Origin of the sequence: Belnapia moabensis DSM 16746 (genome assembly GCF_000745835.1) — a bacterium.
Classification (GTDB): domain Bacteria; phylum Pseudomonadota; class Alphaproteobacteria; order Acetobacterales; family Acetobacteraceae; genus Belnapia; species Belnapia moabensis.
The window spans coordinates 96,031-119,642 of record NZ_JQKB01000010.1; the positions used below are offsets into that span (position 1 = coordinate 96,031).

A 23,612-nucleotide genomic window follows, 5' to 3' on the forward strand; every position below is an offset into this window, starting at 1 on the left:
GATGGCCCTCCCGCCCGCCTTCCTCGAGGAGCTGCGGGCCCGGACGCCGCTGCCGGGCCTGATCGGCCGCAAGACCCGCCTCGCGCGGAACGGGCGGCAGTGGAAGGGGTGCTGCCCCTTCCACAACGAGAAGACGCCGTCCTTCTACGTCTATGACGACCACTTTCATTGCTTCGGCTGCGGCGCGCATGGGGATGCGATCACTTTCCTCATGCGCGCCGAAGGCGCCAGCTTCCCCGAGGCCGTTGAACGCCTCGCCGGCGAGGCGGGAATGCAGGTGCCGAAGGCGACGCCCCAGGCCGCCGAGCGCGAGCGCCGCGCGAAGGACCTCTACGCCGTCTGCGCCGCGGCCGAGGCCGCCTTCCGCCGCCGCCTGATGCTGCCCGAGGGCCGCGCCGCCCTCGACTACCTCCGCCGGCGCGGCCTCACGGAGGCGACCATCGCCCGCTTCGGCCTCGGCTGGTCGGGCGAGGGCAGGGGGGCACTCGCCGCCGACCTCAAGGCCGAAGGCATCACCCCCGAGCAGCTCGTCGCCGCCGGGCTGATGAAGCCCCGCGACCCGGACCGGCCCGAGGCTGGCCTTGTCGACATGTTCTTCAACCGCGTGATCTTCCCGATCCGCGACCGCCGCGGCCGGACCATCAGCTTCGGCGGCCGCATCCTCGGCGACGGCCAGCCGAAATACGTCAACGGCCCGGAGACGGAGCTCTTCTCCAAGCGCCGCAGCCTCTACGGCCTCGACCTTGCCCGCGAGGGCGCCTTCCGCGGCGCGACTGTGGTGGTGGTCGAGGGCTACATGGATGTCATCGCCCTGCACCAGGCCGGCTTCAACGCCGCCGTCGCTCCCCTCGGCACGGCGCTGACCGCCGAGCAGCTGGAAGCCCTCTGGCAGGTCTCCCCCGAGCCCGTGCTTTGCTTCGACGGCGACGCCGCCGGCGCCAAGGCCGCCTTCCGCTCCGCCGAGCTGGCCCTGCCGCTGCTCGCCCCCGACCGCAGCCTGCGCCTGGCGATGCTGACCGGCGGCGAGGACCCCGACACGCTGGTGGCGAAGGGCGGCTCCCCCGCCTTCGAGGCTGTCCTCGCCGGCGCCAGGCCGCTCTCCGCCGCCCTCTATGACCTCCTGGCCGGCCCGACCCCGCCGACGACGCCCGAGCAGCGCGCCGCCTTCCGCCACCGCCTGGACGCGGCGGCCAAGAGCATCCCCGACAAGACCCTGTCGGCCGAATACCGCCGCGCCTGGCTCGACCGCTTCTTCGCCGAGGGCCGCAGCGCCCGCCCGGCCCCGGCCGCGCGCCCCGCCTGGACCCCGCGCGGCAAGCCGGGCGAACTCGTCTCCATCCGCGGCCTGCAACGCACCGCCATCGACCATGAGGCGATCCGCCTGGAGCGCGCCCGCAACCTGCTGGCGATCCTGCTCCACCACCCCGCCCTGCTGCCCGAGGTGGAGGAAACCCTCGCCTCCCTCGACCTGCCTCCCGGCGATTGCTCGCATCTCAGGGAGGCGCTTCTCACATGGCTTCCAGCCGCCGATCACCTTGACTCGACGAGGCTGATGGACCACCTCCGTGAGGCAGGATGGGAGACTGTTGCTGCCTGGGCGACCAGGAGGCACGGCCTCTGCCAGGCCGCCGATCCCGAGGCCCAGCCGAAGGAGGCGCTTGAGGCCTGGTGGCATTTCTTCAGCCTGCTGCGGGGCAAGGCGGAGTTGGATAACGATCTGGCCGAGGCTCGGAGAATGCTGGAAGAGACCAACGACCCGCAAGCCCAGCATCGCTACGTGCTGCTGCTCGAAGCGCAGCGCGCCCTGTTGAGCGGCGAGGCCGGGGACCAGGCCCAGCCGGATAGCATAGTATAGAAGGATCGTCGCACGGGCGCCCGCCCCCCTCGGGCCGCCCGTCGCAGGCATGGAGCGCAGGCATGGCGAGCAAGGCCGCAGGTGGTACGGATACGGTCGAGACGCGCGACGAGGTCGTGGAGGGTGTCCTCCTCGACACGATGACAGCCGCGGTCAAGAAGCTGATCGCCCGCGGCAAGGAGCGCGGCTACGTCACCTATGACGAGCTGAACGCGGCACTTCCCTCCGATCAGGTCTCCTCCGAGATGATCGAGGACACCATGGCGATGCTGAGCGAGATCGGCATCAACGTGGTCGAGTCCGAGGAGAGCGAGGACGGCGACGGCACCGCCGTCGCCAAGCCCGCCACTGAGGACAAGGAAGAGAAGGACGAGGAAGAGGGCGGCGGCAATGTGGACGAGGAAAGCCTCGGCCGCACCGACGACCCCGTCCGCATGTACCTGCGCGAGATGGGCAGCGTCGAGCTGCTTTCCCGCGAGGGCGAGATCGCGATCGCCAAGCGCATCGAGGCCGGGCGCGACATGATGATCGGCGGGCTCTGCGAGAGCCCGCAGACCTTCAAGGCCATCATCGCCTGGCACGAGGCCGTCCGCGCCGGCAAGATGCTGCTGCGCGACGTCATCGACCTCGAGGCGACGGCCGCCGCCGACAGCCCGGAAGGCGCCGCCCCGCCCGACCCTGATGAGGAATTCGAGGAAGGCGAGGAAGGCGAGGGCCTTGGCCTCTCTCTCTCCGCACTGGAAGAGAAGCTGAAGCCCGAGGCGCTCGCCGCCTTCGAGGCCATCGAGCAGAACTACGCCAAGCTGCACAAGCTGCAGTCGAAGCGCATGGAGGCCTATTCCGCCGGCGAGGACCTCCAGGGCCGCTCCGAGAAGACCTACGAGAAGACCCGCCAGGAACTCGTCGCGCTGGTGCAGAAGGTCCACCTGCACAACAACCGCATCGAGGAACTGGTCGAGCAGCTCAAGACCATCAACCGCAAGCTCACCAGCCTCGAGGGGCAGGTGCTGCGGCTGGCCGAGGGCGCCAAGGTCAAGCGCGAGGAATTCCTCCAGCACTGGCGCGGCTCCGAGCTGGACCCCGCCTGGTTCGACCGCCTGACCAAGCTGACCGGCAAGCCGTGGAAGGCCTTCATCGCCCGCTCGCGCGACGATGTGGAGGCGGTGCGCGCCCAGATGGGCGCCATCGCCAACGACACCAACCTGCCGATCGCCGAGTTCCGCCGCGTCTACGCCACCGTCTCGCGCGGCGAGCGCGACATGACCCAGGCGAAGAAGGAGATGATCGAGGCCAACCTCCGCCTCGTCATCTCCATCGCCAAGAAATACACCAACCGCGGCCTGCAATTCCTCGACCTGATCCAGGAAGGGAATATCGGCCTGATGAAGGCGGTCGATAAGTTCGAGTACCGCCGCGGCTACAAGTTCAGCACCTACGCGACCTGGTGGATCCGGCAGGCCATCACGCGCAGCATCGCCGACCAGGCGCGGACCATCCGTATCCCGGTCCACATGATCGAGACGATCAACAAGCTGGTCCGCACCAGCCGCCAGATGCTGCACGAGATCGGCCGCGAGCCGACGCCGGAGGAGCTGGCCGAGAAGCTCGGCATGCCGCTCGAGAAGGTCCGCAAGGTCCTCAAGATCGCCAAGGAGCCGATCTCCCTCGAGACGCCGATCGGCGACGAGGAGGACAGCCATCTCGGCGACTTCATCGAGGACAAGGCGGCGATCATCCCGCTGGATGCCGCGATCCAGTCCAACCTGCGCGAGGCGACGACGCGGGTGCTCTCCTCGCTCACGCCCCGCGAGGAGCGCGTGCTGCGCATGCGCTTCGGCATCGGCATGAACACCGACCACACGCTGGAAGAGGTCGGCCAGCAGTTCAACGTCACGCGCGAGCGCATCCGCCAGATCGAGGCGAAGGCGCTCCGCAAGCTGAAGCATCCCAGCCGCTCGCGGAAGCTCCGCAGCTTCCTCGACAACTGAGATGAGTGCCGCGGCGGAACGGACGGCGGCCGTCGCCGTCGACGTCACCTTCCTGCGGATGGATCGGCGCCCCGCCGATCCGCCGCTGCCGCTGCCGCTCGGGGCGCGCGTGACGCGGGCCACGCGCTGCACCACGGCCTTCTACCGCTACCTCTACGACACCGTCGGCCACGACTATGTCTGGTGGCTGCGGCGCACGCTGACCGAGGCCGAGCTCGCCCGCATCCTCGCCGACCCCGGCGTCACCATCCACGTCCTCTACAAGGATGGCGAGCCGGCCGGCTTCTATGAGCTCGACCGCCGCAACCGCCCGCTGGTCAACCTTTCCTATTTCGGGCTGATGCCGCATGCCATCGGCGCCGGGCTCGGCCGCGCCTTCCTCGGCCATGCGGTGGACGAGGCCTGGAGCCAGGGCACCCGCGCCCTCACCGTCAACACCTGCACCGCCGACCATCCCCGCGCGCTGCCCAACTACCTCGCCGCCGGCTTCGGCAAGCTGCGCACGGTGCGCGAGGTCTGGAACGTGCCGCTGCATCTCGGCCTTCCCATCCCGTCGCGCCTGCGCATCGGCTGAAGGCCCCCATTGCAATAGGGGCGGGAAGGGACCATATCTTGGTCGTCAACCCGTCTGGTTCGGCCCGTTTCGTTTGCTCCCCTGGGAGCCCGAGCCTGGTTTCCGTCCCTCAAAGGCAGATTGGCCCGCCCCGCGATGGCGTGGGACGGCACCCTTGCATGATGGGATTCCCCGCATGTCTACCGGCACTGTTAAGTGGTTCAACGCAACCAAGGGCTACGGCTTCATCCAGCCCGAGGACGGCACCGCTGACGTTTTCGTCCACATCTCCGATGTCCAGCGCTCCGGCCTCCAGGGCCTGCAGGACGGCCAGCGCCTCAGCTTCGATGTGCAGCGCGGCCAGCAGGGCAAGCTCTCCGCTTGCAACCTGAAGCTCGACTGAGCGACTGGGGCGGGCTTCGGCCCGCCTCTTTTTTTCGCGGTGGCAGGAGTAAGCCAGCATGGCAACGCATCTCTACACCGTCGGCCAGAATGTCGAATTCATCGCCGGCCGCTTCGACGGCAACGTGCCCCGCGGTCTCTACACCGTGGTTCGGCAACTCCCCGGTTCTGAGCAGCTCCGCGAGTACCGCGTGAAGCACCAGCAGGACGGGCATGAGCGCGTCGTGCCGGAGAACCAGCTCCGCGGTGGACCGCCGGCCGTCTTCAGCTGATCGGGCGCTAAACGCCTATCGCAGCCGCTGCGGCCAGAGGCCGTAGCCCAGAATCATGTCCGGGAGCAGCCGATGGCGCGCAGACCGAATTACGGCCAGCAGCGGGCCGAGGTGAATCGCGGCAAGCAAGCCAAGCAGGAAGCGAAGCAGCGCGAGCGCGAGGAGGCCGTCGCCCGCCGCAAGGCCGAGCGCGAGGCCCAGGGCCTGCCCCCCGAGGAAGAACCCGCAGACCAGGACAGATAGCCGCCACCGCGGCGGCATGAGGATAGGATCATGGCCAAGCGCCGCGATGATGGAAAATACGTGCTCTTTGACGTCGCCTATGCGGATGGCAGCCGTGCCTCCAACCGGAAGGTGCCGACCGAGCTGCTCGGCGGCCTCGACGGCGACGAGCCGGCCCGGGATGAGATCGAAGCCCAGGACCGGCGGATCGCCGAAGCCTCCGGCAAGCCCCAGCGGGCGATCCTGACACTGGCCCGCGCGGGCCGGTAAGCAAATAGGGCCGGCGGATCGCTCCGCCGGCCCTTTCCATGTCAGCTATGCGCCAGGATTGCCAGTAGCAGCAGCGCCACGATGTTGGTGATCTTGATCATCGGGTTCACCGCCGGCCCCGCCGTGTCCTTGTAGGGGTCGCCCACCGTATCGCCCGTCACCGCGGCCTTGTGGGCATCCGAGCCCTTGCCGCCATGATGGCCTTCCTCGATGTACTTCTTCGCATTGTCCCAGGCGCCGCCGCCCGTCGTCATCGAGACGGCGACGAAGAAGCCGGTGACGATGACGCCGAGCAGCATCGCCCCCAGCGCCTCGAAGCCCGCCGCCTTCCCGGCGATGGCGGTGACGCCGAAATAGCAGACCAGTGGCGAGAGCACCGGCAGCAGCGAGGGGATGATCATCTCCCTGATCGCCGCCTTGGTGAGGATATCGACCGCGCGGCCATAATCCGGCCGGTCGGTCCCCGCCATGATGCCGGGCTTCTCCCTGAACTGCCGCCGCACCTCCTCCACCACCGCCATGGCAGCGCGGCCGACGGCCGTCATCGCCATGCCGCCGAAGAGAAACGGCAGCGCCCCTCCGAAGAGCAGCCCCATCACCACATAGGGGCTGGTCAGGCTGAAGGTCAGCGCGCCGATCCCGGCGAAATAGGGGAAGGTCGCCGCATTGGCCGAGAAGTAGGCCAGGTCCTGCGTATAGGCGGCGAACAGCACCAGCGCCCCGAGCCCCGCCGAGCCGATGGCATAGCCCTTCGTGACGGCCTTGGTGGTGTTGCCGACCGCATCCAGCGCATCGGTCGTGACGCGGATCTCGCTCGGCAGCCTCGCCATCTCGGCGATGCCGCCGGCATTGTCCGTCACCGGCCCGAAAGCATCGAGCGCCACCACCATGCCCGCCAGCGCCAGCATCGTCGTCACCGCGATGGCGATGCCGTAGAGCCCTGCCAGGTTGTAGCTGAACAGCACGCCGGCGATGATGATGAGCGCCGGGATGGCCGTGCTCTCCATGCTGACGGCGAGCCCGCGGATGACGTTCGTGCCATGCCCCGTCACCGAACTCTCGGCGATGGCCTTCACCGGTCGGTAGTCGGTGCCGGTATAGTATTCCGTCACCACGATGATGAGCCCCGTCACCGCCAGCCCGACGACGCCGCAGAGAAACAGCGAGAAGGCGGTGAAATTCGCCCCCGCCGCGCTCAGCGTTCCGCTGCCGAAGACCAGGTAGCTCAGCGGCAGCAACGCGACGAGCGAAAGGATGCCGGTGACGATGAAGCCCCGGTACATCGCCCCCATGATCGAGTTGTTGGCCGGCAGCTTGACGAAATAGGTCCCGGCGATCGAGGTGACGACGCAGACCGCGCCGATCGTCAGCGGATAGAGCATCCCCTGCGCCAGCATGTCGGCGGGGAAGGCGATGGCGGCCAGCACCATCGTCGCCACCATGGTCACCGCATAGGTCTCGAACAGGTCGGCCGCCATGCCCGCGCAGTCGCCGACATTGTCGCCGACATTGTCGGCAATGGTCGCCGGGTTGCGGGGGTCGTCCTCGGGGATGCCCGCCTCGACCTTGCCGACCATGTCGCCGCCGACATCGGCGCCCTTGGTGAAGATGCCGCCGCCGAGCCGCGCGAAGATCGAGATCAGCGAAGCCCCGAAGCCGAGCGCGACGAGCGCGTCGATCACCGGCCGGCTGTTCGGCGCATGCCCAACCAGCACGACCAGGATGAAGAAGTAGACGGCGACGCCCAGCAGCGCGAGCCCCGCGACGAGCATCCCGGTGATGGCCCCCGACTTGAAGGCGACGTCGAGCCCCGCCGCCAGCGAGCCGGCCGAGGCCTGCGCCGTCCGCACATTGGCCCGCACCGAGACATTCATGCCGATGAAGCCCGCCAGCCCCGAGAGCAGCGCCCCGAGCAGGAAGCCGATCGCCACGCCGATGCCCAGCCAGAGCACGATCGCCACGAAAAGCACGATGCCGACCAGGGCGATGGTCATGTACTGGCGCTTCAGATAGGCCTGCGCGCCCTCCTGGATCGCCTGGGCGATCTCCTGCATGCGCGCAGTGCCCGCATCGAGCGCCATCACCTGCCGGGCCGTGACCACGCCATAGGCGAGCGACAGCGCCCCCAGCAGGATCACGAGCAGCAACGTCACTGTCATCAAGACGGTAGCCCCCCCTTCCTTCGCCGCGCCCTTCGAGGGGCGCTGGTGAAGCGAGGCTAGGCGGGCAGCGGTAGCGGCGCAACGGTATCCCTGCTGCATTCCGCTGCCATATCAGCGGTTGTGAGGCTTGCCGGCCGGCCCCGGCGCCGTCACGATGGGGCGAGGCTTTCCCGGAGGAAACGCGGATGATGCGGCGTGCATTGCCGGCGCTGGCTTTGGCGCTGGGCCTGTTGGCGGGGCCGGCGATGGCGCAGGAGGTGGTGGAGAAGCGGGTCTTCGAGGGCGGCGCCTACCAGACGCGCGGCGGCGCGACCATCACCAACCTCCGCATCGGCTACCAGACCATGGGCCGGCTGAATGCCGAGGGCACCAACGCCATCCTCATCTGCCATTTCTTCAGCGGCAACAGCCACGCCTTCGGCCGGCTCGCGGCGGGCGGCCCCGCCGGCTACTGGGACGCCATCATCGGCCCCGGTAAGCCGATCGACACCGACCGCTATTTGGTCGTCTCGGCCGACACGCTGGTCAACGTCAACGTCCCCGACGCCAACACGGTGACGACGGGCCCCGCCAGCATCAACCCGGACACCGGCCGTCCCTACGGCCTGACCTTCCCCGTCGTCTCCATGCGCGACTTCGTCGAGACGCAGAAGCGCCTGCTCGACAGCCTCGGGGTGAAGCGCCTCGCCCTCGTCGCCGGCCCTTCCAATGGCGGCTTGCAGAGCATCGAATGGGCGGCCGCCTACCCTGGTTTCATCGAGCGGGTGATGCCCGTCATCGCCGCCGACATCGACGCCTGGATGCAGGGCTGGCTCGACATCTGGGAGGCGCCGATCCGCCTCGACCCGAACTGGGCCGAGGGCAATTACTACGGCCAGGGGCGCGAGCCGCCGCTGCGCGGCCTCGCCGAAGCCTGGAAGGTCGTCACGCTCCACGCCCGCGACCGCCTCTGGGCGAAGCAGTACGACCGCCAGCTCCCCGAAGGCCAGGACCCCGCCCGCCGCATCGGCGACCGCTTCGCCATCGAGCGCTGGCTCGACGATGCCGCTGCGGCCCGCGCCCGCACCTCGGACGCCAATTCCTTCCTCTACATGGTGCGCGCCAACCAGCTCTTCCTGAACGAGTACCCAAGCTTCGCCGCCGCCCTCTCCGGCACCCCGGCGCGCTGGCTGGTGGTCTCCGCGCCGACCGACCGGGTCTTCCTCGCCGATGGCGTCCGCGAATTCACCGAGACGCTGCGCAGCGCCGGCAAGCAGGTGGAGACGGCGGAGCTCGCCGGCCCGCTCGGCCATCTCAACGGCGTGGTCGGCATGGCCCCGGTCGGCGACCGAATCAGGGCCTTCCTCGCGCGCTGACCCACGCATAAGGCGAATCGTAACGTTTCGCCCGCACAGTCCACCACCGCGGCCAGGCGCAATCCGGCGCCGGCCGCCCAGCGTGGATGCAAGCCGTGTCGAAACTCCAGTTCCGCTCCGTCCGCACCCGGATCGCCGCCCTCTCCGGCGCCTGCCTCCTCGGCACCGGAGTGGTCCTGACCGGCTGGAACATCTTCACCGCCTTCCGCACCGCCGAGGTGGTCGAGAGCCGGACGGAGGCCCTGCTCGACCAGGGCGCCCTCGACTATCTCGGCAGCGTCGCCGCGGTGCAGGCCAACCGCATTCGCCTCGAATTCCGCACCGCCCTCGATGCCGCCCGCGCCCTGAGCTCGACCTTCGCTGTCCTCGCCGCGGCCGACTCCGGCCTGGAGCCGGAGCTGCGGCGCAGCCAGATGAACCGCATCCTCGCCGCCGTCCTCGCCAACGAGCCCAACCTCAACGGCACCTACACCGCCTGGGAGCCGGATGCGCTCGACGGCGCCGACGCCTTCTACCGCGGCCAGCGCAGGACGGGCACGGACGACACCGGCCGCTTCATCCCCTACTGGAACCGCGACGCCACGGGCCGTATCGGCCTGCAGTCCCTTGTCGAGTATGAAAGCCGCGACCTCCACCCGAACGGCGTGATGAAGGGCGCCTGGTATCTCGGCCCGCGCGAGCATGGACGCGAGAGCGTGCTCGACCCGCTGCCCTATGTGGTGCAGGGCCGCAACCTGCTGCTGGCCACCCTCTCCGTGCCGATCAAGCGGGATGGGCGCTTCCTCGGCGTCGCCGGCGCCGACATCAACCTCGACTTCGTGCAGCAGCGGGCGACGGAGGTGGCTGCCCAACTCTATGACGGCCGCGCCGCCGTCACCATCATCAGCAATATGGGCCTGGTTGTCGCCAGCTCGAACAACCCGCAGCAGGTCGGCCAGTCCTTCGCGCCGCTGAGCCCCGACTGGCAGGCAGATCTCCGCACCGTGCAGGAGGGCCGCGCCGCCACCGCCCTCGACCGCCAGACCGACTCGCTGCGCGCCTTCTCGCCTATCATCCAAGGCAATACCGACAAGCCCTGGAGCGTGCTGGTCGAGGTGCCGCGCAGCGTGGCACTGACCGCCGCCGCCCAGCTCGGTGCGGAGCTCACCGCCCGCAACCGGGCCGATGCGCTGCTGCAGCTCGTCGCCGGCCTCACCGTCGCGGCGCTCGGCATCGGCGTGATGGTGCTCGCCGCCGGCGGCATCGTCCGCCCGGTCCGTGCCTGCGTCGCCTTCGCCGAGGGCATCGCCGGCGGCCGTCTCGACCAGCGCCTCGCCGTCGAGGGCCAGGACGAGATCGCCAGCCTGGCGACGGCGCTCACCCGCATGCAGTCCGACCTGGTCGAAGCCCGCGCCCAGCGCGAGCGCGACCAGGAGGCGACCGAGGCCGCCCGCCGCACCGCCATGCTCGCCGCCGCCGAGGAGATCGAGGCCTCGGTGCAGCGCACCGCCGACGGCGTGCTGCACAGCGCCCGCCGCATGGGCGAGAGCGCCCAGGCGATGGCGGAGGCGACGGACCGCACCGCCGGCCAGGCCGTCGATGTGGGCCAGGCCGCCGACCGCGCCAGCGCCAATGTCCAGACCGTCGCCGCCGCCGCCGAGGAGCTGGCCGCCTCCGTCTCTGAGGTCGGCCGCCAGATGAACCGCTCGACCGAGATCGCCGCCGAGGCCGTGCGCCTCGCCGAGCAGGCCGACCGCCAGGTGGTCGGCGCCACCGCCAGCTCGGAGCGCATCGGCGGCGTCGTCCAGCTCATCCAGGACATCGCCGGCCAGACCAACCTGCTGGCGCTGAACGCAACGATCGAGGCGGCCCGCGCCGGCGAGGCCGGCAAGGGCTTCGCCGTCGTCGCCTCCGAGGTCAAGAACCTCGCCGCCCAGACCGCCAAGGCCACCGAGGAGATCGCCGCCCAGGTGACGGACATGCAGCGCTCCACCCAGGACACCGCGGCGATGATCCGCCGCGTGGCCGAGGTGATCGGTCAGATGGACCAGGTGGCGACCGCCATCGCCGCCGCCGTCGAGGAGCAGGCCGCGACGACGCAGGAGATCGCCCGCAGCGTCCAGAACGCCGCCGGCGACACCCGCTCCGTCACCAGCAACATCGATGAGGTGAACGGCGCCATCCTCGGCGTCGGCCGCAGCGCCGGCGAGCTGCGCGGGATCGCCGACCAGCTCTCGGGCGACGCGACCGCGCTCGGCGGCGTCATCGACACTGTCCTCCGCCGCCTCCGCGCGGCCTAGCCCTCCGGCCGCATCGCGCTCTCGTGCCAGCGCCTGAGCAACAGGTGCTGGACGAGGCCGAGCACGGCGAAGATGGCGATGCCGAGCGCCGAGATCAGCGCCAGCGCCGCGAACATCCGGGGGATCTTCAGCTGGTACCCGGCTTCCAGGATGCGGAAGGCCAGCCCCGATCCCGTTCCCCCCGCACCCGCCACGAATTCCGCGACCACGGCCCCGATCAGCGCCAGCCCCCCGGCGACGCGGAGCCCCGCGAGGAAGAAGGGCAGCGCTCCCGGCAGCCGCAGCAGCCACAAGGTCTGCCACCGAGTCGCGCCATAGAGCCGGAACAGCTCCACATGGTTGCGGTCGGCGCTGTTCAGCCCGAGCACGGTATTCGACAGGATCGGGAAGAAGGCGACGATCCAGGCACAGATCAGCAGGCTGATGGTGACGTCGTCCACCCAGATCAGGATCAGCGGCGCGATGGCGACGACCGGCGTCACCTGCAACACCACCGCATAGGGGAAGAAGGCCCGCTCCACCCAGCGCGACTGCGCGAAGAGCACGGCCAGCAGCCCGCCGAGCGTCACTGCCAGCAGCAGGGCCAGCAGCGCGATCTTCAGCGTCACCAGCATGGAGGAACGGAAGAGCGGCCAGTCCTCCACCAGGGCGCGGGCGATGGCGACCGGCCCCGGCACCTGATAGGCCGGTACCTCCAGCAGCCGGACGGCCGCCTCCCACCCGCCGAGCACGAGCAACCCGACCAGGGCCGGCGCCAGCCAGTCCGCCCATCGCCTCATGCCCGCATCGCCTCCTCCAGCGCCTCGGTCGTCCGCCGGCAGAGCGCCGCATAGCCGGCCGAGGTGCGGAACCCCTCGGGCCGCGGCGCCGCCTCCTCCACCCTCACCTCCGCCGCGATCCGCCCCGGCCGCGCCGCCATGACGAGGATGCGCGAGGAGAGGTAGACGCTCTCGAAGACCGAATGGGTGACGAAGACCACCGTCACCCCGCTCCCCACCCACAAGGCGAGCAGGTCGTCATTCAGCCGGTGCCGCGTCAGCTCGTCGAGCGCGGCGAAGGGCTCGTCCATCAGCAGCAGGCTCGGCCGCGTCACCAGGGCGCGCGCGATGGAGACGCGCATCCGCATCCCCCCCGACAGCTCCCGCGGATAGGCCCGCTCGAAGCCGCCGAGCCCCACCTGTGCCAGCGCCGCCGCCGCCCGCGCCTCCTGCTCCGCCCGCGCCATCCCCGCCAGCCGCAGCGGCAGCCGCACATTGGTGATGGCATCCGACCAGGGCAGCAGCGTCGCCTCTTGGAAGACGAACCCGACCTGCCGCGACGCCGCCCGCTCGATCCGCCCCTCGCTCGGCTCCGCGAGCCCCGCGATCAGCCGCAGCAGCGTGGACTTCCCGCAGCCCGAAGGCCCGAGCAGCGACAGGAACTCCCCCGCCTCGATCCGCAGATCGACCCCCCGCAGAGCCTCCGTCCCGCTGGCGAAGCGCTTGCCGACGCCATCCAGGGCGACGAGCGTCACGCGAGGGGGGAGGGCAGGGGCGGCATCGCGTGAGGATGAAGGGAGGAAAACGCCGACGGCAAGGGCCGGATATCCCTTGCCTCCATACCCCGCCCGCGCTATAGGAAAAAAGTCAACGCTCCGCCTTGCGCCGCCGCCGGCCCTCGATCACCCGCATCGCTTCCCACAGCACCTCCTTGGTGATGCCCTGCGGCGCATACTGGCTCTCCACCCAGTCGGGTGAGGGCGCGACCACCGGCCGCACCATCAGCACCCCGTCCTCCAGGTGGATCTCCGCCTGTGTCGCCTGGCCGAACCGGGCCCGCAGCGCCGTGGGGATGGTGATTTGCCATTGCGGCGAGATGCGGACGAGCATGCGACACTCCATCCCGGCCCCAGCGCCGGGATTCGAATAAAGTCCTAAATCCCTAAAATTGTCAAACCAAAACGAAATTGGCCAGGGGCTTGCGGGCCCCTGGCCTTCAAGCCTTGCCGATGCCCTTGTTCACCAGCCCCAGGTCGAAGGCCCGCCGCCACTCCATCCCCCGTGGCACCACGCCCACCTGCACAGCCGCCTCGTAGAGCGCCTCCCACCGCGCCTCCGTCATCGCCCCGATGCCGAGCGCGAGCGCATCGCCCGAGCGCACGATGCCCTCCTTGTTCATCATCTCCGTCCCATAGGCGATGAGGTCCTCGCCCATCTCCGGGTTCTGCTGCCGGATCAGCCGGTTCGCCGCCTCGGTGTCGAAGCCGCCGGCCTTGCCCTTCAGGTACTGGTCCCACCCCTGGAGGCTGGCCTCGACGAAGCGCCCGATCACCTCGCGCCGCTCGGCGAGGGTCTTCGCCCCGACATTGATGGTGGTGCCATAGTCCTGGAAGCCGCTGTCATGCACCAGCAGCACCACCGGCTCGACCCCTTGCTGCCGGATGGAGAAGGGTTCGCTCCCCAGATAGCCCTGCTGCATCACCCGCTTGTCGGCCAGGAAGGGCGCCAGGCTGAAGGTATAGGGCCGCACCTGTTCGTCGCTCAGCCCGTATTTCTGCCGCACATAGGGCCACCAGGTGACGCGCGGCTCGGCGCTGATCAGCACCGGCCGCCCCTTCAGCGACTCGAAGCCCGTGATCCCCTGGCCCGGATGCCCGATCAGCACCACCGGATCCTTCTGGAACACCGCGGCGACACAGAGGAACGGAATGCCCTCCCGCACGAAGCCCAGCGCCCCGAGCCCGTTGCCCATCGCCATGTCGACCCGCCCGCCGACCAGCAGCTGCGCCGGGTTGATCTGCGGCCCGCCCGAGCGCAGCTCCACCTCCAGCCCCGCCGCGCGGTAGAGCCCCGCCGCCTGCGCCTGGTAGAAGCCGCCATGCTCCGCCTGGGCGCGCCAGTTGGTGACGAAGCTCACCCTGTCGAGCCGCGGCTGCGCCCGCACCGGGCCTGCCGCCACCAGCAGCGGCCCCGTGGCGAGCCCCAGCGCCACCCGGCGCGAGGCGATGAAGCGTTCTGCGGCCATGGACTTCTCCCCTTCGGTCGCGCAACAGACTGCCATGTCGCGCCCCATCTTGCCCACTGCCGCAAGCCCCTGCACCCTGCGCCCATCAAACGAGAGGACCGCGCCGTGAACGGAGCCGAAAGCCTGGTGAACACCCTCCTCGGGGGAGGGGTCGATGTCTGCTTCTCCAACCCCGGCACCAGCGAGATGCATTTCGTGGCCGCGCTCGACCGCATCCCCGGCATGCGCTGCGTGCTCGGCCTGCAGGAGAACATCGTCACCGGCGCGGCGGACGGCTACTGGCGCATCGCCGGCAAGCCGGCCAGCACCCTGCTGCATTGCGGCCCCGGCCTCGCCAACGGCCTCGCCGGCCTGCATGACGCCCGCCGCGCCCGCTCCGGCATCGTCAACATCGTCGGCGACCAGGCGGTCTACCACCGTCCCTTCGACGCGCCGCTGACCGCCGACACCGAGGGCTGGGCAAGAGGCGTCTCCGCCTGGACCCGCACCACGACCCGCGCGGAGGATGTCGGCGCCGATGCCGCGACGGCCATCCAGGCCGCCCGCACCTCTCCCGGCCAGATCGCCACGCTGATCCTCCCCTCCGATTCGTCCTGGAACGAGGGCGGCCTCGTCGCCAAGCCGCTGCCCGTCCCCGCCGCCCCCGTCGCCGACCCGCATGCGGTGAAGCAGGTCGCGCGCATCCTCCGTGAGCAGCGCGGCGTCATGCTGCTGCTCGGCGGCCTCGCGCTGACCGAGGGCGCCCAGAAGCAGGCCCACCGCATCGCCGCCGCCACCGGCTGCCGGCTGCTGGCCGAGGGCTCGAACGCCCGTACCCAGCGCGGCCAGGGCCGCCTGCCGCTCGACCGCGTGCCCTATGTGGTGGACCAGGCGCTGGCGGCGCTCGCCGATGTCCAGCACCTCGTGCTGGTCAACGCCAAGGAGCCGATCGGCTTCTTCGGCTACCCGGGCAAGCCGAGCCGCCTCTACCCGGCCGAGGCCGCCGTCCATCTGCTGACCCGCTACGAGCAGGATGCCGAAGCCGCCCTCACGGCTCTCGCCGACGAGCTGGGCGCGCCCGCTGCCGCCATCCCCTCCGCCGGCCCCCGGCCCGAGGCGCCGCGCGGCGCCCTCTCGCCCGAGGGCCTCGCCCGCGCCGTCGCCGCGCTGATGCCGGAGCATTCGATCATCGTCGATGAATCCGTCACCTATGGCCGCGGCTTCTTCCCCGAGACGGTGGCGGCGCCGGCGCATGACTGGCTGCAGAATTGCGGCGGCGCCATCGGCTACGGCATCCCCGTCGCGGTCGGCGCAGCGATCGCCGGCGGCGGCCGCCGCGTCATCGGCCTGCAGGCGGATGGCAGCGCCATGTACACGGTGCAGGGCCTCTGGACCCAGGCGCGCGAGAAGCTGCCGGTGACGACGGTGCTGCTCTCCAACCGCAAGTACCAGATCCTGCTCGGCGAATACCGCAATGTCGGCGCCAATCCCGGGCGGACGGCGATGGACATGCTCGATCTCGGCAACCCCGATATCGGCTGGGTCCAGCTCGCCAATTCGATGGGCGTCGAGGCCGCGCAGGCGACGACGCTCGAGGCGCTCGGCGACCTGATGTCGCAGAGCTTCTCCCGCCCCGGCCCCTTCCTCATCGAGCTGATGATCTAGCTCGCCAGGAACCGCTTCGCGCCCTCGGCCAGCACCTCGAGGCCGAGGGCCAGGTCCTCCCGCTTCGTGTCCTCCGTCCAATGGTGGCTGATGCCGCCGATGGAGGGGACGAAGAGCATCGCCACCGGCATGACGCGGGCGAGGATCTGGCTGTCATGGATCGCCCCGCTCGGCATTTCCGTCCAGGCGCCGGGGCAGAGCTGCTCGGCGGCCTCGCGCAGCGCAGCCCGCATCGCCGGGTCGCAGGGCGAGGGGTCGGTATGGCCGATCGGCTCCAGCACGGCCGGGCAGCGCTCGCGCCGGTTGCTCTCCTGCACGGTGCGGCGGAGGCAGTCCTCCATCCGGTCCATGACCTCGGGCGAGAGGTCGCGGAAGGAGAAGGTGATCTCCGCCCGGCCGGGGATGATCTGCGGCGCGTTGGGCTCCAGCAGGATGCGCCCCGTGGTCCAGACGCTGCGCGCGCCGGCCGCCATCGGCATTGCCTGATCGAGCGCCGCCAGCAGCCGCACCGCCGTCAGCCCCGCATCGCGGCGCTCCGCCATGGTGGTGCCGCCGGTATGGTCCTGCTGCCCGGTGACGGTGATCCTCCACTGCCGTATTCCGATGACGCCGGTGACGACGCCGATGCGCATCCCGGCTCGCTCCAGCTGCGTTCCCTGTTCGATATGCAGCTCGAAGGCGCCCTTGTACCGCTCCGGCTCCAGCCGCAGCCGCGGCCGTCCGGCAAGCCCCGCCACGGCCAGCGCCTCGCGCAGCGGCCTGCCGTCATGCCGGTTGCGCGCCGCGTCCAACTCCGCCTCCTCGACCGCGCCGATGAGGCTGCGGCTGCCGAGGAAGTCGCCCCAATGCCCCTCCTCATCGGCATAGGCGCAGACATCGACCGCCAGGCCGGCGCGGGCGAGGGCCAGCGCCGCGACGACCCCGAGCACGCCGTCCAGCCAGCCGGCTTGGTTCTGCGTCTCGATGTGGCTGCCCGCCAGCAGATGCGGCCCAGGGCCCCGATGCCGGCCGAAGACATTGCCGATGCCGTCGATCCTCGCCTCCAGCCCCGCCGCCTCCATCTCGGCGGCGAGCCAATGCCGGCTCTCCATGTCCTCCGGCCCGAAGGTGGGGCGATGGACGCCGGTGCGGTAGGCGCCGATCCGACGCAGCCGGTCCAGGTCGGCGAGGAAGTGGGCGGTATCGAGGGCCAAGGGCACATTCCTTCAGGGCATGGGATGCGATCATGCTCGCGGTCCAGGACATGATGCGGGAGGCGGTATCTTTCGTGAGACTTCTTGCTGATTTTGTGGTCAATAGATGGCTTAGGTTTCAGGTTTCGCCCAATGTCTCTGTAAGTTCCGGCCGTGCATGATGCATCATGACGGAGCCGGACCAGCCCGGCCGCGAGGCGCCGTTGCAGGCACTCCGCGGAATGACGGTAAACGCTTCGCCAGGGCCGGGAACACCATGAACGCCACTCACCTGCTGCCGCCGAAAGGGACCGATGGCTTCGCATCGACGGTGGATGCCTTGAGCCTGCATGCGGCCGCAACCCAGAAGCCCTTGCCCGAGGCCACCGCCCCGCAATCCGCCCCTCATCCGGCCCAGGCACCCGCCGAGGCGCCGCCCCGCGGCCGCGGCAAGCTCTGGCTGGCGCTCGGCCTCGTCCTCGCAGCCGCGGCCGGCGGCTATTATTGGTACGACCAGTCCCGCAAGGCCACCGAGGCCATTCCGACCTCGCCCGCCGCCACCCAGACCGAGCCGCTGACCCAGGGTGAATTCCGCCTCTCCGACACCGAGATGCGGGCGCTGCGGATCGAGGAGATGCACAGCCATGCCTTCCGCGCCGAGCGCATGGCCGAGGGCCGCATCGCCTATGACGAGGATCGCTCCACCCCCGTCTTCTCGCCCTATAACGGCCGGGTCGTGCGCGTGCTGGTCCGCATGGGCGACGAGGTGAAGGCCGGCGACACCCTGCTCGAGATCGAGACCACCGACCTCGCCGGTGCCGCCAACGACCTGCTCTCCGCTGCCGATGCCGCCAACAAGGCGCGTGCCACGCTCGACCAGGCGCGCCGCGAGGAGGCGCGGCAGAACAGCCTGTTCGGCGCACGCGCCGCCTCGCAGCGCGACGTGGAGCAGGCCCGAACCGGCAGCATGACCGCCATGGCGGATCTCCGCAGCGCCGAGGCGACGCTATCCGCCGCCCGCGACAAGCTGCGCGTCCTCGGCCGCAGCATGGACGAGATCGCGCGGATCGAGCAGACCCGCATGGTCAATGCCGTGGTGCCGGTGACGGCGCCGATCGGCGGCACCGTGGTGCAGCGCCGCGTCGGCCCCGGCCAATGGCTTTCGATCGGCGCATCCGACCCGGTCTTCACCATCGCCGACCTGTCCACCATGTGGCTCGTCGCGGCGGTGCGGGAGCTGGATGCGCCGCTCATCAAGACCGGCCAGCCGGTCGATGTCAGCGTCGGCGCCCTGCCGGGCCACCGCTTCGAGGCGCGCATCGCAACCATGGGCGCCGGGCTCGACCCGACCACGCGGCGCCTCACCGTCCGCGCCGAGGTGAAGGACCCCGAGCACCTGCTGAAGCCGGAGATGTTCGCCACCTTCCGCATCTCGGTCGGCGAAGGCGAGCGGAATGTCGGCGTGCCGGTCAACGCCATCATCTATCGCGGCGCCGAGGCCAGCATCTGGCTGGCGCTCGACGACAACCGCTTCATCCTCCGCCGCATCAGGCCCGGCATCCGCTCCGGCGACATGGTGGAGGTGACCGAAGGGCTGAAGCCGGGCGACCGCGTGGTCACCGGCGGCGCCCTCTTCATCGACCGGGCCGCCCGGATCGACTGAGCGACAAGCTTCTGGCGACGGGCACGGGCTCCGGGGCAAAATAGCGCGCCGGCGATCCCGGCCAGTCGGGAAGACCAGCATGCGTCAGATCGTCGCCTTTTCTCTCCAGCGCAGGCCGCTGGTCATACTGCTGTTCTTCACCTTCATCGTCGTCGGCTTGGCTGCCTTCACCCGGCTGAACATCGAGGCCTATCCCGACCCAGTGCCGCCCCAGGTGGTGATCATCACCCAGAACCCGGGGCAGAGCGCGGAGGAGATCGAGCGCTACGTCTCCATCCCCGTCGAGGTGGCGATGGCGGGGCTGCCCAACCTCACCTCGGTCCGCTCGACCAGCCTCTTCGGCCTCTCCGACGTGCGGGTGCAGTTCAACTTCAACTACACCTACGACCAGGCCTTGCAGCAGGTGCTGAACCGGCTGGGCCAGCTCAACGGGCTGCCGGAGGGCGTGCAGCCGCAGATCAGCCCGCTCTCGCCGATCGGCGAGATCATGCGCTACCGGCTGGTCGGCCCACCGGGCTATTCGCTGGCCGACCTCAAGACCCTGCAGGAATGGGTGCTCGACCGGCGCTTCAAGCGCGTCCCCGGCGTGGTGGACGTCACCTCCTTCGGCGGCCTCTCCAAGAGCTACAACGTGGTGGTCGATCTCAGGCGGATCGCGGCGCTCGGCCTCACCCTGCCGCAAGTGATCCAGGCAGTGCGGGCGGGCAATGCGACGGTAGGCGCCGGGACCATCCGCATCGGGCCGCAGGCGGCGGTGGTGCAGGGGATCGGGCTGATCCGCGGGCTGGACGACATCCGCAACGTGGTGGTCTCGGCCGAGGGCGGCGTGCCGGTGCTGCTCGGCGACGTGGCGGCGGTCGAGATCGGCAACCTGCCGCGCCTCGGCATCGCCGGCCAGGAGAATGACGACGACGTGGTGCTGGCCACCGTGCTGATGCGGCGCGGTGAGCAGACCCTGCCCACCATCCGCGGCGTGCAGGCCGAGGTGGCGCGGATCAATGCCGGGGGCGTGCTGCCGCCGGGGGTGAAGATCGTCCCGCTCTACGACCGCGAGGACCTGGTCAAGATCACCACCCGCACGGTGGTCCACAACATCATCGAGGGCGTCGCCCTCATCCTGCTCATCCAGTGGCTCTTCCTCGGCGACTTCCGCGGCGCGCTGGTGGTGGCGGCCACCGTCCCCTTCGCCTTCCTCTTCGCCATCCTGCTGATGATGGCCCGCGGCGAGAGCGCCAACCTGCTTTCCCTCGGCGCGCTCGACTTCGGCCTGCTGGTCGATGCGACCGTCATCATGGTCGAGAACATCTACCGGCATCTCGGCCTCAGCCGGAACCCGGCGCACCGCTATATCGCTCCCTCCGGCTCGAAGGAGTTGTCCGGCCTGTCGCTGACCGTGCTGCGGGCGGCGGGCGAGGTGGACAAGGCGATCTTCTTCTCGGCGCTCATCATCATCGCCGCCTTCATCCCGCTTTTTACCCTGGGCGGCATCGAGGGCCGCATCTTCGGCCCGATGTCGAAGACCTATGCCTATGCGATCATCGGCGCGCTGTTGGCGACCTTCACCATCACCCCGGCACTGGCCGCCGCCCTGCTGCGCGAGGACAGCAAGGAGCGCGACACGCTGCTGGTCCGGGGGCTGCGCTGGGTCCATAGCCGGCTCTATGCCGCGGCGATGCGGGCGCGCGCCCTCTGCCTGATGCTGGCGGCCGCGCTCTTCGCCGGCTCGCTGCTGCTGATGTCGCAACTCGGCGCCGAATTCCTGCCGACGCTGGAGGAGGGCAACCTCTGGGTCCGTGCCTCGATGCCGGGGACGATCAGCCTTGAGGAGGGCAACGACACGGTGAACCGCATCCGGCGGACGCTGATGGAATTCCCCGAGGTCGTCACCGCCACCTCGCAGCAGGGCAGGCCGGATGACGGCACGGACAGCGCCGGCTTCTTCAATGCCGAGTTCTTCCTGCCCCTGAAGCCGCCGCAGCAATGGACCACGGCGCCGCACCGCGACGGGCTGGTGCGGGCCATGCATGAGCGGCTGTCGGGCCAGTTCGTCGGCGTCGAGTTCAGCTACTCCCAGGCGATCAGCGACAACGTCCAGGAGGCGGCCTCCGGCGTGAAGGGCGCCAATGCGGTGAAGGTCTACGGGCCGGAGCTCGACATCATCGCCCGCAAGGCGGAGGAGATCCGCCAGGTGATGGCCGGCGTCGAGGGCGTGGCGGACCTTGCCGTCTTCCGCTCGCTCGGCCAGCCGACGGTCGCGGTGCAGATCGACCGGGCGCGGGCGGCCCGCTACGGCCTTGCGGTGGACGACGTGAACGAGGTGGTGCAGGCGGCGATCGGCGGGCGCGAGGCGGGGCGGCTCTACGAGCCGGGCGGTGACCGCAATTTCCCGATCGTCGTGCGGCTCGACGCGCCCTACCGCGACAGCTTGGAGGCCATCGGGCGCATCCCCGTAGGCGGGCCGCGCGGGGCGACGCTCTCCGACGTGGCGGAGATCAAGCTGGTCTCCGGCGTCTCCTATATCTACCGCGAGGATGCCTCGCGCTACGTGCCGATCCGCTTCAGCGTGCGCGGGCGGGACCCGGCGAGCACCGTCGCCGAGGCGCAGGCGCTGGTCGCGGCGCGGGTGGAACTGCCGCCGGGCTATCGCCTCGACTGGCTGGGCGAGTTCCGCAACCTGCAGGAGGCGATCGGGCGGCTGCTGGTGGTGGTTCCGGCGGCGCTCGCCTTGATCCTCGTTCTGTTGTACGTGCAGTTCAATACGCTGCGCGAGACGCTGCTGGTCTTCGGCATCGTGCCGATGTCGATCACCGGCGGCATCGCGGCGCTGGCCGTGGCGGGGCTCAATTTCAGCGTGCCGGCGGCCATCGGCTTCCTCGCGCTGTTCGGCATCACCGTGATGGAAGGCATCATCATGCTCTCCCATTTCAACCACCTGAGGCTGGAGGGGATGCCCTGGCGCCCGGCCCTCGACCAAGCCGGGCGGGACCGGATGCGGCCGGTCTTCATGACCTGCTTCGCCAGCTTCACGGGCCTGCTGCCGATGGCGCTGGCCACCGGCATCGGCGCCGACGTGCAGAAGCCGCTGGCGCTCGTCGTCGTCGGGGGAATCGGGCTGGTGCCGCTTTTCATCCTGGTGGTCTTCCCGGCGATGATCGACCTCTTCGGCAAGCCGCGGCACATCCGCCGGGCCGAGGCGGCGGCGCATGGGGCGGCGGTGCGGGCATGAGGCTGACCTTCCGCGCGGCCCTGCTCGGCTGCGCCCTGCTGGCCGGCCCGCCCGCCTATGCCCAGACGCAGCCCACCCCGCCGGCCGCCCCGCCGCCGGGGATGGCGCCGCTGCCGATCGGGCCGGGCGCCCGGCCGCTCTCGCTCGAGGAGGCGGAGGCGGCGCTGGTCGAGCGCAACCTCGCCGTCATCGCCGCGCGGCGTGGGGTGGATGCGGCGAGGGCGCAGCGGCTCGTCGCCTCCTCGCGGCCCGCGCCCACGGTCTCGGTCGGCAACAGCTTCGCCCAGGTCGGGGAGACGCAGAACGGCGCGCTGCGCGGGGCGCGCTATCTGAGCCCCGCGAAAAACATCAGCGTCGGGCTGACGGTGCTGGTGGAGCGCGGCGGCAAGCGGACGCTCCGCACTCGATTCGCCGAGCGGCAGATCGAGGGGGCGGAGGCGCAGGTTCTGGATGCGCTGCGCACCCAGCTCTTCGCGCTGCGCCAGGCCTTCCTCGGGGCCCTGCTCGCGCGGGCGAATCTCGAGGTCGCGCTCGGCAACCGGGCGAGCCTCGACCGGACTGAGCAGCTGCTGCGCCGGCAGCTGCGCGACGGCGCCATTCCCGAGGGCGACCTGCTGCGCTTCCAGGCGAGCCGGCTGCAATTCGAGGGCGATGTGACGAGCAACGCCCAGGCCTATGCGGCGGGGGTCGCTGCGGTGGCGGCGCTGCTCTCGGCCGATCCGGCAGCCTTTCAGCAGGGGGCGGGCACACTCTCCTCGCTCGGGATCAATCCGGCAGTGAGGGGCGCGCTGGCGCCGCCGCCGGGGCAGCAGGGGCGGACGGGGACGCCGGCGGGGCCGGCCAGCGCGCCGACGGCGGTGCGGACGATCCTTTCGCCCGTGGCCTTCGATGTGCGCGGGCGGTTCGACGCCATCCCCGATCTCGGGATTGGCCGCGATGAACTGGCCAGTGGCGTCGCCAGCAGGCCGGATGTGGTGGCGGCGGAACGCCAGGCGGCGGCGGCGGCGGCCAACCGGCAGTTGGCCGAGGCTAGCCGCTCGCGCGACGTGACGGTGGATGCGGGCTGGAGCCGCTCGGCGCTGTCGCAGGACCTGCCGGATTCGCGCGACCGGCTGGGCGCGCTCAACAGCTTCGGCGTGCAGCTCTCGGTGCCGATCTTTACCTCGCGCATCGTCGAGGGGAATGTCGCGGCGGCGACCGCGCAGCAGGGCCAGGCGGATGCCGTGGCGCGGGCGACGATGCTGCAGGCGCGGGCGGAGTTCGCCGCGGCCTGGGCCGGGGTGGAGCAGTCGCGCGCCCTGCTGAACCTCTATGCCGGCGGCGCGCTCGGCCGGGCGGAGGAGGCCTATCGCAGCACCGAGCAAGCCTATGTCGCCGGCGGACGGACGCTGCTCGACGTGCTGGATGCGCTCCGCGTGCTGAACGTGACGCGGGTGCAGGCCAACCAGGCGCGCTATGCCTATCTGCTGGCGCTCTCCCAGCTGGAGCAGGCGAGCGGGGTGTCGGGCGTCGCGCCGCGACTGTAGGCTTCCCTCCCTGAACGGGA

19 protein-coding genes are annotated in these 23,612 nt (G+C 70.3%); 13 read left to right on the forward strand and 6 right to left on the reverse strand.

Annotated features, from left to right (window positions below; translation table 11 throughout):
• Position 1: 1 nt before the first annotated feature.
• The 7 genes from dnaG (at position 2) to EP26_RS08940 (ending at position 5,562) form a co-directional block, all read left to right on the forward strand.
• Complete coding sequence (dnaG, locus tag EP26_RS08910; RefSeq protein WP_043337866.1) at positions 2-1,855, forward strand: DNA primase; 1,854 nt, start codon at positions 2-4, stop codon at positions 1,853-1,855.
• Positions 1,856-1,917: 62 nt separating this feature from the next.
• Positions 1,918-3,843, forward strand: a complete 1,926-nt coding sequence (gene rpoD, locus EP26_RS08915; RefSeq protein WP_043337867.1) for an RNA polymerase sigma factor RpoD — start codon at positions 1,918-1,920, stop codon at positions 3,841-3,843.
• A 1-nt stretch (position 3,844) separates the two neighbouring features.
• Complete coding sequence (locus tag EP26_RS08920; protein ID WP_043337869.1) at positions 3,845-4,417, forward strand: GNAT family N-acetyltransferase; 573 nt, start codon at positions 3,845-3,847, stop codon at positions 4,415-4,417.
• A gap of 175 nt (positions 4,418-4,592) precedes the next feature.
• Positions 4,593-4,799 (forward strand): cold-shock protein, encoded by a 207-nt coding sequence (locus EP26_RS08925; protein WP_043337870.1) that lies wholly within the window; start codon positions 4,593-4,595, stop codon positions 4,797-4,799.
• 58 nt (positions 4,800-4,857) lie between these two features.
• Positions 4,858-5,070, forward strand: a complete 213-nt coding sequence (locus EP26_RS08930) for a hypothetical protein (RefSeq protein WP_043337872.1) — start codon at positions 4,858-4,860, stop codon at positions 5,068-5,070.
• 72 nt (positions 5,071-5,142) lie between these two features.
• Positions 5,143-5,313 carry a hypothetical protein gene (locus EP26_RS36200; protein WP_169747374.1) on the forward strand — a complete coding sequence of 57 codons (171 nt, stop codon included), beginning with the start codon at positions 5,143-5,145 and terminating at the stop codon, positions 5,311-5,313.
• Positions 5,314-5,343: 30 nt separating this feature from the next.
• The gene (locus tag EP26_RS08940; protein ID WP_043337876.1) at positions 5,344-5,562 is read left to right on the forward strand and encodes a hypothetical protein; all 219 of its coding nucleotides are present in this window, start codon (positions 5,344-5,346) and stop codon (positions 5,560-5,562) included.
• Between the two features lie 41 nt (positions 5,563-5,603).
• Here the strand turns inward: EP26_RS08940 and EP26_RS08945 are convergent, their stop codons facing one another.
• Positions 5,604-7,721, reverse strand: coding sequence for a sodium-translocating pyrophosphatase (locus EP26_RS08945; RefSeq protein WP_043337878.1), 2,118 nt, complete (start codon positions 7,719-7,721; stop codon positions 5,604-5,606).
• A 188-nt stretch (positions 7,722-7,909) separates the two neighbouring features.
• On the opposite strand from EP26_RS08945, the gene EP26_RS08950 reads away from it, so the two are divergent.
• Together EP26_RS08950 and EP26_RS08955 are read left to right on the forward strand one after the other, a co-directional pair.
• On the forward strand, positions 7,910-9,079 hold the full coding sequence (locus EP26_RS08950) for an E22 family MetX-like putative esterase (protein WP_043337879.1): 1,170 nt from the start codon (positions 7,910-7,912) through the stop codon (positions 9,077-9,079).
• Positions 9,080-9,174: 95 nt separating this feature from the next.
• Positions 9,175-11,358 carry a methyl-accepting chemotaxis protein gene (locus tag EP26_RS08955; RefSeq protein WP_245624338.1) on the forward strand — a complete coding sequence of 728 codons (2,184 nt, stop codon included), beginning with the start codon at positions 9,175-9,177 and terminating at the stop codon, positions 11,356-11,358.
• Here EP26_RS08955 and EP26_RS08960 read toward each other — a convergent pair.
• The 4 genes from EP26_RS08960 to EP26_RS08975 form a co-directional block, all read right to left on the reverse strand.
• Positions 11,355-12,137 carry an ABC transporter permease gene (locus EP26_RS08960; RefSeq protein ID WP_043337882.1) on the reverse strand — a complete coding sequence of 261 codons (783 nt, stop codon included), beginning with the start codon at positions 12,135-12,137 and terminating at the stop codon, positions 11,355-11,357. The genes EP26_RS08955 and EP26_RS08960 overlap by 4 nt on opposite strands.
• Positions 12,134-12,871 carry an ABC transporter ATP-binding protein gene (locus EP26_RS08965; protein ID WP_043337883.1) on the reverse strand — a complete coding sequence of 246 codons (738 nt, stop codon included), beginning with the start codon at positions 12,869-12,871 and terminating at the stop codon, positions 12,134-12,136. Before EP26_RS08965 ends, EP26_RS08960 begins: the two co-directional genes overlap by 4 nt.
• Positions 12,872-12,983: 112 nt before the next feature.
• Positions 12,984-13,226 carry a hypothetical protein gene (locus tag EP26_RS08970; protein ID WP_043337884.1) on the reverse strand — a complete coding sequence of 81 codons (243 nt, stop codon included), beginning with the start codon at positions 13,224-13,226 and terminating at the stop codon, positions 12,984-12,986.
• A 106-nt stretch (positions 13,227-13,332) separates the two neighbouring features.
• Positions 13,333-14,361: an ABC transporter substrate-binding protein gene (locus EP26_RS08975; protein WP_052388973.1), complete on the reverse strand. Its 1,029-nt coding sequence runs from the start codon at positions 14,359-14,361 to the stop codon at positions 13,333-13,335.
• Between the two features lie 105 nt (positions 14,362-14,466).
• Between EP26_RS08975 and EP26_RS08980 the strand changes: the two genes are divergently transcribed.
• Positions 14,467-16,005, forward strand: coding sequence for an acetolactate synthase large subunit (locus tag EP26_RS08980; RefSeq protein WP_043337885.1), 1,539 nt, complete (start codon positions 14,467-14,469; stop codon positions 16,003-16,005).
• Here the strand turns inward: EP26_RS08980 and EP26_RS08985 are convergent.
• Positions 16,002-17,204, reverse strand: a complete 1,203-nt coding sequence (locus tag EP26_RS08985; RefSeq protein ID WP_043337887.1) for a Zn-dependent hydrolase — start codon at positions 17,202-17,204, stop codon at positions 16,002-16,004. The two genes, EP26_RS08980 and EP26_RS08985, sit on opposite strands and share 4 nt — an antisense overlap.
• Before the next feature lie 250 nt (positions 17,205-17,454).
• Between EP26_RS08985 and EP26_RS08990 the strand changes: the two genes are divergently transcribed.
• From EP26_RS08990 to EP26_RS09000, 3 genes are all read left to right on the forward strand, one after another.
• Positions 17,455-18,840 (forward strand): efflux RND transporter periplasmic adaptor subunit, encoded by a 1,386-nt coding sequence (locus tag EP26_RS08990; protein WP_169747375.1) that lies wholly within the window; start codon positions 17,455-17,457, stop codon positions 18,838-18,840.
• Positions 18,841-18,919: 79 nt separating this feature from the next.
• The gene (locus EP26_RS08995; protein WP_043337888.1) at positions 18,920-22,066 is read left to right on the forward strand and encodes an efflux RND transporter permease subunit; all 3,147 of its coding nucleotides are present in this window, start codon (positions 18,920-18,922) and stop codon (positions 22,064-22,066) included.
• Positions 22,063-23,592 carry a TolC family protein gene (locus EP26_RS09000; RefSeq protein WP_043337890.1) on the forward strand — a complete coding sequence of 510 codons (1,530 nt, stop codon included), beginning with the start codon at positions 22,063-22,065 and terminating at the stop codon, positions 23,590-23,592. Before EP26_RS08995 ends, EP26_RS09000 begins: the two co-directional genes overlap by 4 nt.
• The last annotated feature ends 20 nt before the right edge of the window (positions 23,593-23,612 follow it).

What these genes read in the sequence shown, in the direction of transcription:
- EP26_RS08950 (WP_043337879.1), top strand. Translation starts at nt 7,910, where the DNA reads ATGATGCGGCGTGCATTGCCGGCGCTGGCTTTGGCGCTGGGCCTGTTG.
- EP26_RS09000 (WP_043337890.1), top strand. Translation starts at nt 22,063, where the DNA reads ATGAGGCTGACCTTCCGCGCGGCCCTGCTCGGCTGCGCCCTGCTGGCC.
- EP26_RS08975 (WP_052388973.1), bottom strand. Translation starts at nt 14,361, where the DNA reads ATGGCCGCAGAACGCTTCATCGCCTCGCGCCGGGTGGCGCTGGGGCTC.
- EP26_RS08970 (WP_043337884.1), bottom strand. Translation starts at nt 13,226, where the DNA reads ATGCTCGTCCGCATCTCGCCGCAATGGCAAATCACCATCCCCACGGCG.
- dnaG (WP_043337866.1), top strand. Translation starts at nt 2, where the DNA reads ATGGCCCTCCCGCCCGCCTTCCTCGAGGAGCTGCGGGCCCGGACGCCG.
- EP26_RS08925 (WP_043337870.1), top strand. Translation starts at nt 4,593, where the DNA reads ATGTCTACCGGCACTGTTAAGTGGTTCAACGCAACCAAGGGCTACGGC.
- EP26_RS08990 (WP_169747375.1), top strand. Translation starts at nt 17,455, where the DNA reads ATGAACGCCACTCACCTGCTGCCGCCGAAAGGGACCGATGGCTTCGCA.
- EP26_RS08940 (WP_043337876.1), top strand. Translation starts at nt 5,344, where the DNA reads ATGGCCAAGCGCCGCGATGATGGAAAATACGTGCTCTTTGACGTCGCC.
- EP26_RS08945 (WP_043337878.1), bottom strand. Translation starts at nt 7,721, where the DNA reads ATGACAGTGACGTTGCTGCTCGTGATCCTGCTGGGGGCGCTGTCGCTC.
- EP26_RS36200 (WP_169747374.1), top strand. Translation starts at nt 5,143, where the DNA reads ATGGCGCGCAGACCGAATTACGGCCAGCAGCGGGCCGAGGTGAATCGC.
- EP26_RS08920 (WP_043337869.1), top strand. Translation starts at nt 3,845, where the DNA reads ATGAGTGCCGCGGCGGAACGGACGGCGGCCGTCGCCGTCGACGTCACC.
- EP26_RS08995 (WP_043337888.1), top strand. Translation starts at nt 18,920, where the DNA reads ATGCGTCAGATCGTCGCCTTTTCTCTCCAGCGCAGGCCGCTGGTCATA.
- rpoD (WP_043337867.1), top strand. Translation starts at nt 1,918, where the DNA reads ATGGCGAGCAAGGCCGCAGGTGGTACGGATACGGTCGAGACGCGCGAC.
- EP26_RS08930 (WP_043337872.1), top strand. Translation starts at nt 4,858, where the DNA reads ATGGCAACGCATCTCTACACCGTCGGCCAGAATGTCGAATTCATCGCC.
- EP26_RS08960 (WP_043337882.1), bottom strand. Translation starts at nt 12,137, where the DNA reads ATGAGGCGATGGGCGGACTGGCTGGCGCCGGCCCTGGTCGGGTTGCTC.